Here is a 12,725-nt window from a genome sequence, read left to right on the forward strand (position 1 = left end):
CTACCCCCGAGTGCTGCCCGCTCAGCCGCGGATCCGGGCGTGATGTTCACGCTCGATGGCAGTGACCGCCTCGGCCACCACCGCATCCACGTCGCGGTCCGTCAGAGTGCGCGACTTGTCCTGCAAAATCAAGCCCATAGCGAGACTCTTGAATCCCGGCTCGACGCCCTGGCCGACGTAGCGGTCGAACAGGTTCAGGTCGCGCAGCAGCGGGCCAGCAGCCTGGCGGACGGTGGCCGCGAGATCGGCCCAGGCCACCTGTTCAGGCACCAGGAATGCCAGGTCGCGACGCACTGCCGGGAAGCGCGACAGTTCGCCGGCACGCGGCAGGCGGCGGGCGGTCAGCGGCTCCAGGTCCAGTTCGAAGGCATAGACGTCGGCTTCGATGTCCATTGCCTTGGCCAGACGCGGGTGGATCTGCCCGATCCAGCCGATCGCCACGCCATCGCGGAACACCTCGGCCGAACGGGCCGGGTGGCCGTAGGGGCGGGCCGACGGGCGGAACTCCAGTACCGCACCACTGGCAGCCGCCAGCGATTCCAGATCGCCCTTCAGGTCATGGAAATCGACCTTGCGGGCCGGCAGGCCCCACTGCAGTGCCTGTGCATCACCACAGACCGCAGCGGCCACGCGCGGGGTTTCCAGCGGCGCCGGCCGGCCGTCGCCGGCCTGCTGGGCGAACACGCGGCCCAGTTCGAACAGGCGCACGCGGCCGATCTGGCGGGCGGCGTTGCGGCCCAACGTGGCGACCAGGCCTGGCAGCAGCGACGGGCGCATCACCGCCAGTTCGGCCGACAGCGGGTTGGCCAGCGGCACCAGGTTGTCGCGCAGCTGCCACTGGCTCAGCAGCGCATCGTCGACGAAGGCGAAGTTGACGGTTTCCTGCTGATCACGGGCGATCAGCTGGCGGCGCACGCTCAGTGCGTCCAGCTGGGTCTCGCTCGGCATCGCCACGCGCGAGGCGCCGCCCGGCAGCGTGGTCGGGATCTGCTCGTAACCGTGGATGCGCGCCAGCTCTTCGATCAGGTCTTCTTCGATGGCGATGTCGAAGCGGCGGCTCGGCGCCGTGACCTGCCAGCCGTCGGCGGTGGCAACCACGTCCATGCCCAGCGCGCGCAGGATGCGCTCCACTTCCGCATCGTCGATGGTGATGCCGAGCACGCGGGTGATGCGGGCGCGGCGCAGCACGATGGTTGCCGGCTGCGGCAGATCGGCCTCACGCACGGCCTCGGTGACCGGCGCCGGGGTGCCGCCGGCCAGGTCCAGCACCAGGCGGGTGGCGTACTCGATGGCGGTACGCGGCAGTGCCGGGTCGACACCGCGCTCGAAGCGGTGGCCGGCATCGGTGTGCAGGCCCAGCTTGCGACCACGGCCCATGATCGCGGCCGGCGCGAAGTGTGCGGCTTCCAGGAATACGGCGGTGGTCGCGTCGGTGACGCGGGTGTCGAAGCCGCCCATCAGGCCGGCCAGGCCGACCGCACGATCGGCGTCGGTCACCACCAGGAAGCTGTCGTCCAGCGCGGCGTCGCGGCCGTCCAGCAGCTTCAGGCTCTCGCCGGCACGCGAACGGCGCACGGCGATGCTGCCCTGCAGGGTGCCCAGGTCGTAGGCATGCATCGGCTGGCCGAGCTCGAGCATCACGTACTGGGTGATGTCGACCAGCAGCGAGACCGGGCGCACGCCGCTGCGGCGCAGGCGCTCGGCCATCCACAGCGGGGTCTTGGCGGCGGCGTTGACACCTTCGATGACGCGGCCCAGGTAACGCGGTGCTTCGGCGCCGGCGTCGAGCTGGATGGCCAGCTCACGGCTGCCGATGGCGGGAATCGCCTCGGCGGTGAAATCCAGCACGTCGCTGCGGGTGGCCGCGGCGACGTCGTAGGCGATGCCGCGCAGGCTGAAGCAGTCGGCGCGGTTCGGGGTCAGCTTGATCTCGATGCTGGCGTCCGGCAGGCCCAGGTACTCGACCAGAGCCTGGCCGACCGGTGCGTCATCCGGCAGCTCCAGCAGGCCGGAGGCATCGTTGTCCAGGCCCAGCTCCTTGGCCGAGCACAGCATGCCATTGGACTCGACACCGCGCAGCTTGGCCGGCTTGATCTTCAGCTCGCCAATCTGCGCGCCGACCATCGCCAGCGGCGCAACCAGGCCCGGACGTGCGTTCGGTGCGCCGCACACGATCTGCAGCAGCTCGCCCTGCCCGGCATCGACCTTGCACACCTGCAGGCGGTCGGCTTCCGGATGGCGTACGGCGTCGACGATGCGCGCCACGACCACGTGCTCGAGGCCCTCGCCCAGCGCGGTCACGTCTTCCACTTCCAGGCCGATGGCGGTCAGCACCGCACTCAGTTCATCGCGCGAAGCGCGGGTCGGGACGTGGCTGCGCAGCCAGTTTTCGGAGAATTTCATGGTGTCACCCTGGTGGGAGGCGTGCCTCCCGTTGCGGTTTTTGTGGTCGCCCAGCGCATGCGCAAGGAGGCGTCCATCCAGAAAAGCAGCCGAGCATGGCTCGGCGCTACACGGTTGCGACTTACGCGAACTGCTTCAGGAAGCGCACATCGTTCTCGAAGAACGCGCGCAGATCGTTGACGCCGTAACGCAGCATCGCGAAGCGCTCCACGCCCATGCCGAAGGCAAAGCCGGTGTAGCGCTCCGGATCGATGCCGACGTTGCGCAGCACGTTCGGATGGACCATGCCGCAGCCGAGCACTTCCAGCCAGCGGGTGCTGCCATCGGGCTGCTGCCAGGCGATGTCCACTTCCGCGCCCGGTTCAACGAACGGGAAGTAGCTGGGGCGGAAGCGCATCTCGAAGTCGCGCTCGAAGAAGGCGCGCACGAACTCGGCCAGCGTGCCCTTCAGGTCGGCGAAGGTCGAATGCTCGTCCACCAGCAGGCCTTCCACCTGGTGGAACATCGGCGAATGGGTCTGGTCGCTGTCGCTGCGGTACACCTTGCCGGCGGCGATCATGCGCAGTGGCGGCGCGTGGTCGCCCATGTAGCGCACCTGCACACCGGAGGTATGCGTGCGCAGCAGGCGGCCGTCACCGAAGTAGAAGGTGTCGTGCATGGCGCGCGCCGGGTGGTGCGGCGGGAAGTTCAGCGCCTCGAAGTTGTGCCAGTCATCCTCGATCTCCGGCCCTTCCGACAGCTCGTAGCCCAGCCTGCCGAAGATGCCGGTGATGCGCTCCAGGGTGCGGGTGATCGGATGCAGGCCGGCGCGGTCGCCATTGCGGCCCGGCAGGGTGATGTCGATGGCTTCGGCGGCCAGGCGCGCATCCAGTGCCGCGTCTTCCAGCAGCGCCTTGCGCTCGCCCAGCGCGCGGGTCAGCGCGTCGCGGGCCTGGTTGATCGCTTCACCGGCGGCCTTGCGCTCGTCGGCCGGCAGGGCGCCGAGCTGCTTGAGCTGCGAGGTGATGCTGCCACTCTTGCCAAGCAGGGCCACGCGCAGCTGTTCCAGCACGTCGGGGCTCTGTGCGGCGGCCACATCGGCCAGCGCCTGGGTGGTGAGGGATTGGATGTCGCTCATGGGGGGCCGGAACTCCAGTCGATCTGCCATCGCGATGCGCGAAGGGCCGACCCCTGTCGCCACCGCCGTCCCCGCGCTGCCGTCATGGCCTCACCGGGACCCAAAAAAGAATGGGGAAGGACTTGCGCCCTTCCCCATGCATTGCCTTGACCTGACACCGTTCCGAGTGAACGGTTACGGCATCGGGAAGGACTTATGCCGCCAGCGCGCCCTTGGCCTTTTCGGCCAGCGCGGTAAAGCCGGCTGCGTCGTGCACGGCGATGTCAGCCAGGACCTTGCGATCCAGGGTGATGCCGGCCTTCAGCAGACCGTTCATGAAGCGGCTGTAGCTCAGGCCGTTGATGCGGGCAGCCGCATTGATACGGGTGATCCACAGCGAACGGAAGTTGCGCTTCTTCTGCTTACGGCCGATGTAGGCGTACTGCTGTGCCTTGATGACCGCCTGCTTGGCGACGCGGAAGACCTTGCGACGGGCGTTGTAATAGCCCTTGGCGAGATCCAGAATCTTCTTGTGGCGGCGACGCGCCTGTACGCCACGCTTAACTCGTGCCATTTTTCAGTTCCTCAGAGGTAAGGGAGCATGCGGTCCAGACGGCCTGCGTCTTCTGCACGGACATGGCCCGTCTGACGCAGATTACGCTTACGCTTGGTCGCTTTCTTCGTGAGGATGTGGCTACGGTTGGCGTGGCCGCACTTGTACTTGCCCGAGGCGGTCTTGCGGAAACGCTTGGCCGCTGCCCGGTTGGTCTTGATCTTGGGCATTGCAATGTCCTTGATGGGATATGACCCTGGTTTCTGACTGATCTGGCGGCGGCCTGGGCCGCTCTTTCCGTCCTGCCATGATCGGCGTACGACCCGTCCTGGGTGGGTCGAGCCGGGCATGATACAGGCAAAACCGCCCTGCCACCAGCCCCTGCAACCCTTTCGCCGGCAATTCACCGGCTTCCTGCAAAAGCAAAGGGACGCCCATGGCGTCCCTCTACCCTGAACCATTCAGCCAGGCGCCCCGGAAGGCGGCCCGTCAGGCCTCAGGTCTTCTTCTTCGGCGCGATCATCATGACCATCTGACGCCCTTCCAGGCGCGGACGGGATTCAATGACGATGTCCTCGCCCAGATCGGTCTCGATCCGGTTGGCCATTTCGCGGCCCAGTTCCTGGTGGCTCATTTCACGGCCACGGAAACGGATGTTGACCTTGATCTTGTCACCATCCTCGAGGAACCCGCGCATCTTGCGCAGCTTGATCTGGTAGTCGCCCTCGTCCGTGACCGGACGGAACTTCACTTCCTTGATCTCGACCTGCTTGGTCTTCTTCTTGGCCTCGCTGGCCTTCTTCTGCGCTTCGAACTTGAACTTGCCGAAGTCCATGATCTTGCAGACCGGCGGATCGGCCTGCGGCTGGATTTCGACCAGGTCCAGGCCTTCATCTTCGGCCATGGACAGCGCTTCGTCGCGCGACAACACGCCGATCATTTCTCCGTCACTGCCGATCACGCGGACGCGCGGCACACGGATTTCCTGATTCTTGCGGTTCTGTTTGTTGTCAGGGGTGCTGATATTACGTTCTCCCAAGGGTATCGAACCGGTCCGGGTGCCTGTGCCCCCGGACCGGACCTTTGCTTACGCGCCCTCGGCCTGGAGCCGCTCGATGAAGGCCTGCAGGCTCATGCTGCCCAGGTCTTCGCCAGAACGCGTACGCACCGCCACAGCCCCATTTTCCTTCTCGCGGTCACCAATGACCAGCAGGTAGGGCACGCGCTGCAACGTATGCTCGCGGATTTTATAGCCGATCTTCTCGTTACGCAAATCCGAGCTGACGCGGAAGCCTTGCTCCGCAAGGGTTTTGGTCACGCCCGAGACGTACTCGGCCTGAGCGTCGGTGATGTTGGCCACCACCACCTGGGTCGGCGCCAGCCAGGCCGGGAACTGGCCGGCATGGTGCTCGATCAGGATGCCCAGGAAGCGCTCCATCGAGCCCACGATGGCGCGATGCAGCATGACCGGGTGCTTCTTCTGGCTGTTCTCGTCCACGTACTCGGCGCCCAGACGGCCCGGCATCATGAAGTCGACCTGCATCGTGCCCAGCTGCCAGGTACGGCCGATCGCGTCCTTGAGGTGGTACTCGATCTTCGGGCCGTAGAAGGCGCCCTCGCCCGGCAGCTCCTGCCACTCCACCCCATTGCTGGACAGTGCCGAGCGCAGCGCGCCCTCGGCCTTGTCCCAGGTGGCGTCATCGCCCAGGCGCGATTCCGGACGCAGCGCGATCTTGACCTGGATCTCATCGAAGCCGAAGTGCTGGTAGACCGCCAGCGCCTGCTGGTGGAACGCGGTCACTTCCGCCTCGACCTGGTTTTCCGTGCAGAACACGTGGCCGTCGTCCTGGGTGAAACCACGCACGCGCAGGATGCCGTGCAGCGCGCCGGACGGCTCGTTGCGGTGGCAGGCACCGAACTCACCATAGCGGATCGGCAGGTCGCGGTAGCTGTGCAGGCCCTGGTTGAACACCTGCACGTGGCCCGGGCAGTTCATCGGCTTGAGCGCGTAGGTGCGCTTCTCCGATTCGGTGAAGAACATCGCGTCCTGGTAGTTGTCCCAGTGGCCGGACTTCTGCCACAGGCTCACGTCCAGGATCTGCGGGCAGCGCACTTCGCCGTAGCCGGTCTTGCGGTACACCTTGCGCATGTACTGCTCGACCACCTGCCACAGTGCCCAGCCCTTCGGGTGCCAGAACACCAGGCCCGGCGCTTCTTCCTGCAGGTGGAACAGGTCCTGCTGCTTGCCGATGCGGCGGTGGTCGCGCATCTCGGCTTCTTCGATGCGCTTGATGTACGCCTCGAGCTGCTTCTTGTCGGCCCAGGCGGTGCCGTAGATGCGCTGCAGCTGCTCGTTCTGCGCGTCACCGCGCCAGTAGGCACCGGAGATGCGGGTCAGCTTGAAGGCCTTCAGGAAGCGCGTGTTCGGCACGTGCGGGCCGCGGCACATGTCCACGTATTCCTGGTGGTAATACATGCCCATCGCCTGGATGTCGTCGGACATGTCCTCGATCAGGCGCAGCTTGTAGTCCTCGCCACGGGCCTTGAAGATCTCGATCACTTCGGCGCGCGGCGTCACCTTCTTGATGACGTCGTAGTCCTGGGCGATCAGTTCACCCATGCGCTTCTCGATCGCGGCCATGTCGTCCGGGGTGAACGGGCGCTCGGAGTAGATGTCGTAGTAGAAGCCCTCGGCGATCACCGGGCCGATCACCATCTTCACGTCCGGGTACAGCTGCTTGACGGCGTGGCCGACCAGGTGGGCGCAGGAGTGGCGGATGATCTCCACGCCCTCCTCGTCCTTGGCGGTGATGATGCGCAGGCTGGCATCGTGGTCGATGACGTCGCTGGCATCGACCAGCACGCCATCCACGGCACCGGCGATGGTGGCCTTGGCCAGGCCGGCGCCGATCGACTGGGCGACCTCCATGACGCTGACGGGATTTTCGAATTCGCGGCGGCTGCCGTCGGGAAGAGTAATGTTGATCATCGCAGTGGCTTCGTGCGGGGCCCGCTGGGCGGGCTGGAAAGCGTTCCCGGGGCGGCGCCCGGGCAATAAAAAAGCGCCGCGAGGGCGCCTGGAACACAGGGCCTTCGGGGGCAGGTCAACAGTGGGCGGTGGTAGTGCTCATGTCGCACGCTCGGCCGGCGCTGGGCGCGGGCCACCTTGTTCCAGTCAGGGTTCTACGCTGATCTTAAACCAGCGCAGGGGAAAGCCCAAGGCCTACCGTACGGTCCGCTGAATGGGTCTCGCTGGCGGCGTGAAATTGCAATGATTACCATGTCGGCGCAGGCCGCCCTGTGCCAGCCTGCCCGCTTTCCCCCAGGACCCCGTGATGCGCCACCCGCTCCGACCGGCTCCCGCCGGCCCCGCCCGTGCCCCGCGTTCGCCGGCCCGCTGCCACGCTGGCCGCCCGCGATGATCACCGTCGGCCTTTCCACGCTCGGCTTCTGCAGCCTGGGCATGCTGGCGGCGATGTTCTCGGCGCTGGCGTTCTATGCCGCCTCGCCGCACTGCCGCTGGCCGCGCCTGCGCCGTGCCGGCCGCCTTGGCCGCCAGATCGGCCTGGTCGCCGCTGCCGCCGCGCTGTGGCTGTGGATGGCCGAGCTTGGTTTTGCCGCCGGCCTGGTGGCGATGCTGTGCACCTGGATGCTGGCCGCCATGCTGCTGCCGGCGCTGGCGGCCTGGCACCGCCCCGGCACGGAGTCGCCGTGATGTGGCCGCGCGCCTTCGCCGGCATCGTGGCCGGCTTCCTCCTGGCCGCCGCCGTCACCGGGCTGGTGACCTGGCTGCCGCCCGGCCCGTGGCAACGGGCGCTGGTGCCGACCCTCATCGCCTTCATCCCGCTGTGGATGCTGGCCGCCCTCTGGGCGTTCAGTTTCCGCAGCGCGCTGCGCGCCTGGCTGGTGCTGGCCGGCAGCGCCGCCGCCGGCTTTGCCGTGCTCGGGCTGCTGCGCCTGACCGGCGCGGTGCAATGAGACCTTTCCCATGAAGTTCAGTTCGCAGACGCTGCGCACGTTCACCACCCTGCACACCTGGGTCGGCCTGGTTGCCGGCTTCGGCCTGTTCGTGGCCTTCTACGCGGGTGCGCTGACCCTGTTCCACCACGACCTGCCGCTGTGGCAGACGCCCGGTGCAGCCACCGCACTCCCCGCCGGCCTGGACGACGCGCAGTACCTGCTGGAAGACGTGCTTGCCGCGCATCCGGAAGCGCGCCGCCACGTCGGCATGACCTTCCCCGGCACCGAACACCCGCAGCCACTGGCCTACTGGCAGGCCGATGACGGCAGCTGGCGCTACGCCTGGCCGGGACAGATCGCCGGCAGCCCGACGCCGCCACAGACCGGGCTGGCCGAACTGGTCAACGAGCTGCATTACAGCCTCGGCCTGCCGGTGGCCGGCATCTACGTGATGGGCATCGTCAGCCTGCTGTATGGCATGGCCCTGCTCAGCGGCCTGGTGATCCACCTGCCAAAGCTGTTCGGTGATCTGTTCGCACTGCGTCCGGGCCGCAACCTGAAACAACTGTGGCAGGACGCGCACAACGTGATCGGCGTGCTCAGCCTGCCCTTCCACCTGATGTTCGCGGTCACTGGCGCCCTGCTCTGCCTGGTGTTCGTGCAGATGGCCCTGCTCAACCCGCTGATCTACGACGGCAAGGCCCTGCAGGCGGTACCGACCGCAATGGACACCGCGCCCGTGCGCGACGCCAGCGGCATCCCGGCACCGCCGGGCAGCCTGCGCGTGCTGCATGCACGCGCGCTTGAAGTGGCCCGCGCACAGGGCGTGGCCAATTTCGAACCGGCCTACCTGAAGCTGGCCAACGCCGGCGATGCCAACGCCACCATCGAGATCACCGGCGAATCCACCGGAACGCTCGGCCCGCTCGGCGCGGTGGCACTGAACGTGGCCACCGGCAACGTCCTGGCCTCGCAGCTGCCCGGCCAGCGCGACGCCAACCACGCCACGCTCAGCGCGGCCTATGCCCTGCACTTCGGCGAGTTCGGCAACGGCGTGGTGGTCTGGCTGTACTTTCTGCTCGGCCTTGGCGGTGCCTTCCTGTTCTACTCCGGCAATCTGTTGTGGATCGAATCGCGGCGCAAGCGTCGCCAGCCGCAGCAACCGCGTGCCGGGGTGAACATGGCACGGGCCACGGTCGGCGTCTGCATCGGGCTGTGCGTTGCGATTTCGGTGGCGTTCGTCACCGCACTGGTGCTGGAGCGGCTGGCACCGTCCGCGGTCGATCACGGCATCCGCTGGGCCTGCTTCGGCAGCTGGGCGGCCTGTGCGCTGTGGGCCGCGCTGCGACGCCCGGCGCAGGCGGCACGCGAACTGCTGTGGGCGGCGGCGATCAGCACCGCGCTGGTGCCGATCCTGCATGGCGCGCTCAATGGTGACTGGCTGTGGCGTGCTGCTGCGCGTGGCCACTGGCCGCTGTTCTGGGTCGATGCCATCGCGCTGGCCATGGCCTTCGGCTTCGCCCGCCTGGCTGTGGCCAGCCAACGCCGCGCCCGCAACGGCGACCCCAACAGCGTCTGGGCCAACTGAGCCGTCGCCGGGCATGGCCCGGCGCTACCGACCGTTACGCGCAACGCCCCCTGTAGCGTCGAGCATGCTCGACAGCTGTTGATTTCGCGCCAAGCTCCGTCGAGCAAGCTCAACGCTACCCAAGCAGGATCATGCCTCGCCGGGGTAACGACTCACTTCGATCAGGTTGCCATCCGGGTCGCGGAAGTACACCGATTCGATCGGCCCCAGCGCGCCGGTACGTGCGACCGGCCCCTCCTCCACTGCAACGGACTGCGCCTGCAGGTGGGCCAGCACATCGGTCGTCGCCGTGCGCGTGACCAGGCACAGATCGGCGCTGCCCGGCATGGGCCGCAGCGCATGCGGTTGCAGCGGGGCGCTGGCCGGATGCAGGTTGATCTTCTGCTGGCCGAACTGCAGCGCGGTACGACCGGCGCCGAAGCGCACGACCTGCATGCCGAGCACGCGCTGGTAGAAATCACAGCTGCGGTCGATGTCGGCGACGGTGAGGACCAGATGGTCCAGGCGTTCGAGATGGATCATGCCCGCAGCGTAATGCTGCGGGCATGGACATGCTGTGCGGGGTCGGGCCGATGGCGTTGCGGCGTTGCGCCGGACATCGCCTGATGCAGCTCAATCGCCGATGCGTGCCTTCTGCCAGGGGCCCAGCATGGCGTTGAGCAGGCTGGCCTGTTCGTCGTCGCCGGTCAGCTCCCACATGAAGACGCCGGCCAGGCCCTGCTCGCGGGCGAACTGCGCACGCAGGCCGATCGAGCGCGGGTCTTCATAGCTGATGAAAACCTTCTGCTCGGCGTTGTACAGCCACGGGCTCTGCGCCTGTGGTTGCCAGTGCTTCGTCCAGCCCGGCTGGTCGAGATAACGCGCCTTGATCACCCGCCAATCGCCGGCATCGGCTGGTGCGCTGTAGGCCTGATACAGACCGTCCGGTGCATCGCCGGTGACCTTGAAGCCGCGCCCGTAGAACGGCATACCCAGCACCAGCTTGTGGGCTGGCACCCCGCGCTCGCGATAGTACTGCACCGCGCCGGCAACGTTGTTCCAGCGCCGCAGTTCCGGCGCCAGCGGATCGGTCGGCACTTCATGCAGGGGCGCATTGAACGTCGACACCGCCGAGAAGCCGGTGCCCATGTCGTAGCTCATCAGGTTGATGAAATCGAACACCTTGGCCAGCGCCGGCAGGTCATAGCTTGCGGCTGGATCGTAGGGGCCATCGGTCTGCAGGCGACCGGCGGCCAGTGCGGCGGTCAACAGCGTCGGCTGCCCCGCCTTGCGGCCATGCGCATCAAGGGCCACGCGGAACGCCTGCGCGAGCCGGGTCAGATTGGCGCGGTCCTGCGGGCGGTGTGCCAGCTCCTTCGGTCCGCCACTGACCGGGAACTCCCAGTCGATGTCCACGCCATCGAAACTGCCAGCATGACGATCGAAGAACAGCGCCATGCATGAGTCGACCAGGCGCTTGCGGCTGCCCTCGGTCAGCGCTGCATCGGAGAATCCACCTGCGCCCCAGCCACCGATCGAGATCAGCGTGCGCAGATGCGGGTGCGCCTTCTTCAGCTCGGCCAGCGCCGCGAAATTCTTCGGCGCTTCCGCGCCGATCGTGCAGCGCCCGTCCTCGATGGTGGAGAACGCATAGAACAGGTGGGTGAGGCGCTCGGCCGGAATGCTCGACACCGGGTAGCGCTCGGCCGAACCACCGGGGTAGTAGGCACCGAAGATCGGCGGCTGCACGGGCGCCGCATGCAGGGCAATGGGCAAGGCACCGGCAATCAGCACGGCAAGGGCAGCCACGGTCTGGCGGAACATGGGGTCTCCCGGTTCGAAGGCGCAGCCACGTTAGCAAACGGATGGGGCTGTGGGACGGTTGTCGTGGCATGTCGTCCAGTGGACAGGTGCATCCCGCCGAATGGCGACAACGCGCCAGTCATGCAACGACCCTCATGCACTGCAGCAGGACACACGCCGACGCCGCGTTCGCGGGCTCGCGCATCGGCTAAGGTAGCCGCGGACCTTCAACCGCGCATGGACATGAGCACCGACCACGACAACCTCGACGACGGCGACCTGCTGGACGACGAAACCCTCGACGAAGGCCAGGCCCTGGAGGCACGCGCCTACGACGCCTTCCACGAAGGCAACCTGCAGCGGGCGGTGGCGCTGTTCGGCGAGCTGATCGCACTCGCCCCCGAAGTGCCGTACCTGCATTACATGCGCGGATTGGCGCACAAGTATCTGCGCGACTGGGCTGCCTCACTGCAGGACAACCTGCGATCGGAGCAGCTGCGCGGCGAGTTCGATGTCGCCACTGCCTGGAATGCCGGCATCGCCGCCACCGGCATGGCGGACTGGGCCGAAGCACGACGCCAGTGGACCCGCTGTGGCATCACCCTGCCCGAAGGCGAGGGCCCGATCGAGGGCCACTTCGGCGTGGCCTGCGTGCGCCTGGCGCCATGGTCCGACGCCGAAGTGGTGTACATGAGCCGCATTGATCCGGTGCGTGCACGCATCGACAACGTACCGCTGCCCGAAAGCGGCTTCCGCTTCGGCGACATCGTGCTGCACGACGGCGCCTCGACCGGCCAGCGTGCCTACGGCGAGCGCCAGGTGCCGGTGTTCAACGCGATGCAGCGCCTGCAGGCATCGGACATGGCGACCTTCACCGTGTTCGTGCAGTGCGATTCGGCCGATGACATCGCTGCCCTGCAGGCCATCACCCTGCCCGGCATCGGCATGGTCGAGGATTGGACAGCCACCGTGCGCCGGCTGTGCCGTCGCTGCAGCTACGGCACGCCGCACCAGCATGGTGATGAGGCGCCAGATGAAGACCAATGGAGACGCGAACGTGACCTCGGCGTGGCCGCACAGGGCCGGGCTGCGGTGGAAAAGCTCATGGCGGTGTGGGTCGCTGCAGCCCCCGGCCGGGTGCTGGAGGCCATCGAACAGCGCGAGCACCCGCTGAGCGACCCGGAGCCAGGCCAGGTCTGGTGGCTGGGTGAGGACGAAGAAGACGCGTAAGTGCAAGGACCAACGGTCCTCATCCACAGGATTCCAGGCAAAGAAAAAGCGGGCCGAAGCCCGCTTTTTCATTTCAGCGATTCCAGGAGCGTGTCAACCAAGGTTGACACCCA

General features: G+C 67.1%; 12 protein-coding genes. 4 read left to right on the forward strand and 8 right to left on the reverse strand.

From position 1 onward, the window contains the following. Nucleotides 1-21: 21 nt before the first annotated feature. From pheT to thrS, 6 genes are all read right to left on the reverse strand, one after another. The gene (gene pheT / locus ACZK3W_RS15540) at nucleotides 22-2,403 is read right to left on the reverse strand and encodes a phenylalanine--tRNA ligase subunit beta (protein WP_197615940.1); all 2,382 of its coding nucleotides are present in this window, start codon (nucleotides 2,401-2,403) and stop codon (nucleotides 22-24) included. 121 nt (nucleotides 2,404-2,524) lie between these two features. Beyond that, nucleotides 2,525-3,520, reverse strand: a complete 996-nt coding sequence (locus tag ACZK3W_RS15545; protein WP_005417865.1) for a phenylalanine--tRNA ligase subunit alpha — start codon at nucleotides 3,518-3,520, stop codon at nucleotides 2,525-2,527. A gap of 193 nt (nucleotides 3,521-3,713) precedes the next feature. Further along, nucleotides 3,714-4,073, reverse strand: a complete 360-nt coding sequence (gene rplT, locus ACZK3W_RS15550) for a 50S ribosomal protein L20 (RefSeq protein WP_006380762.1) — start codon at nucleotides 4,071-4,073, stop codon at nucleotides 3,714-3,716. An 11-nt stretch (nucleotides 4,074-4,084) separates the two neighbouring features. Continuing rightward, entirely contained in the window at nucleotides 4,085-4,282 is a 198-nt protein-coding gene (gene rpmI, locus ACZK3W_RS15555) for a 50S ribosomal protein L35 (RefSeq protein ID WP_005410436.1), read from the reverse strand. Nucleotides 4,283-4,548: 266 nt separating this feature from the next. Further along, nucleotides 4,549-5,091: a translation initiation factor IF-3 gene (infC, locus tag ACZK3W_RS15560; RefSeq protein ID WP_005410437.1), complete on the reverse strand. Its 543-nt coding sequence runs from the start codon at nucleotides 5,089-5,091 to the stop codon at nucleotides 4,549-4,551. A 48-nt stretch (nucleotides 5,092-5,139) separates the two neighbouring features. Next, nucleotides 5,140-7,041, reverse strand: coding sequence for a threonine--tRNA ligase (thrS, locus tag ACZK3W_RS15565; RefSeq protein ID WP_032128659.1), 1,902 nt, complete (start codon nucleotides 7,039-7,041; stop codon nucleotides 5,140-5,142). 429 nt (nucleotides 7,042-7,470) lie between these two features. Between thrS and ACZK3W_RS15570 the strand changes: the two genes are divergently transcribed. From ACZK3W_RS15570 to ACZK3W_RS15580, 3 genes are read left to right on the forward strand one after another with little or no spacing between them, the layout of a single operon-like run. Further along, nucleotides 7,471-7,767 carry a hypothetical protein gene (locus ACZK3W_RS15570; protein ID WP_005410439.1) on the forward strand — a complete coding sequence of 99 codons (297 nt, stop codon included), beginning with the start codon at nucleotides 7,471-7,473 and terminating at the stop codon, nucleotides 7,765-7,767. Next, entirely contained in the window at nucleotides 7,767-8,030 is a 264-nt protein-coding gene (locus ACZK3W_RS15575; RefSeq protein WP_197615948.1) for a hypothetical protein, read from the forward strand. Before ACZK3W_RS15570 ends, ACZK3W_RS15575 begins: the two co-directional genes overlap by 1 nt. A gap of 10 nt (nucleotides 8,031-8,040) precedes the next feature. Then, nucleotides 8,041-9,600, forward strand: coding sequence for a PepSY-associated TM helix domain-containing protein (locus tag ACZK3W_RS15580; RefSeq protein ID WP_197615941.1), 1,560 nt, complete (start codon nucleotides 8,041-8,043; stop codon nucleotides 9,598-9,600). A 129-nt stretch (nucleotides 9,601-9,729) separates the two neighbouring features. Here the strand turns inward: ACZK3W_RS15580 and ACZK3W_RS15585 are convergent, their stop codons facing one another. Both ACZK3W_RS15585 and ACZK3W_RS15590 read right to left on the reverse strand, forming a co-directional pair. Continuing rightward, nucleotides 9,730-10,122 (reverse strand): VOC family protein, encoded by a 393-nt coding sequence (locus ACZK3W_RS15585; protein WP_049401221.1) that lies wholly within the window; start codon nucleotides 10,120-10,122, stop codon nucleotides 9,730-9,732. Nucleotides 10,123-10,212: 90 nt separating this feature from the next. Further along, entirely contained in the window at nucleotides 10,213-11,403 is a 1,191-nt protein-coding gene (locus ACZK3W_RS15590; protein ID WP_197615942.1) for a glycosyl hydrolase family 18 protein, read from the reverse strand. 222 nt (nucleotides 11,404-11,625) lie between these two features. Here ACZK3W_RS15590 and ACZK3W_RS15595 point away from each other — a divergent pair, with 222 nt between their 5' ends. Continuing rightward, nucleotides 11,626-12,612, forward strand: a complete 987-nt coding sequence (locus ACZK3W_RS15595) for a tetratricopeptide repeat protein (protein WP_369352666.1) — start codon at nucleotides 11,626-11,628, stop codon at nucleotides 12,610-12,612. The last annotated feature ends 113 nt before the right edge of the window (nucleotides 12,613-12,725 follow it).

Source organism: Stenotrophomonas sp. 80084_Sma (genome assembly GCF_056481995.1).

Excerpts from the sequence above, each read along its gene's own strand:
- rpmI (WP_005410436.1), bottom strand. The coding sequence starts at position 4,282 with ATGCCCAAGATCAAGACCAACCGGGCAGCGGCCAAGCGTTTCCGCAAG.
- ACZK3W_RS15575 (WP_197615948.1), top strand. The coding sequence starts at position 7,767 with ATGTGGCCGCGCGCCTTCGCCGGCATCGTGGCCGGCTTCCTCCTGGCC.
- thrS (WP_032128659.1), bottom strand. The coding sequence starts at position 7,041 with ATGATCAACATTACTCTTCCCGACGGCAGCCGCCGCGAATTCGAAAAT.
- rplT (WP_006380762.1), bottom strand. The coding sequence starts at position 4,073 with ATGGCACGAGTTAAGCGTGGCGTACAGGCGCGTCGCCGCCACAAGAAG.
- ACZK3W_RS15595 (WP_369352666.1), top strand. The coding sequence starts at position 11,626 with ATGAGCACCGACCACGACAACCTCGACGACGGCGACCTGCTGGACGAC.
- ACZK3W_RS15590 (WP_197615942.1), bottom strand. The coding sequence starts at position 11,403 with ATGTTCCGCCAGACCGTGGCTGCCCTTGCCGTGCTGATTGCCGGTGCC.
- ACZK3W_RS15545 (WP_005417865.1), bottom strand. The coding sequence starts at position 3,520 with ATGAGCGACATCCAATCCCTCACCACCCAGGCGCTGGCCGATGTGGCC.
- pheT (WP_197615940.1), bottom strand. The coding sequence starts at position 2,403 with ATGAAATTCTCCGAAAACTGGCTGCGCAGCCACGTCCCGACCCGCGCT.
- ACZK3W_RS15580 (WP_197615941.1), top strand. The coding sequence starts at position 8,041 with ATGAAGTTCAGTTCGCAGACGCTGCGCACGTTCACCACCCTGCACACC.
- ACZK3W_RS15570 (WP_005410439.1), top strand. The coding sequence starts at position 7,471 with ATGATCACCGTCGGCCTTTCCACGCTCGGCTTCTGCAGCCTGGGCATG.
- ACZK3W_RS15585 (WP_049401221.1), bottom strand. The coding sequence starts at position 10,122 with ATGATCCATCTCGAACGCCTGGACCATCTGGTCCTCACCGTCGCCGAC.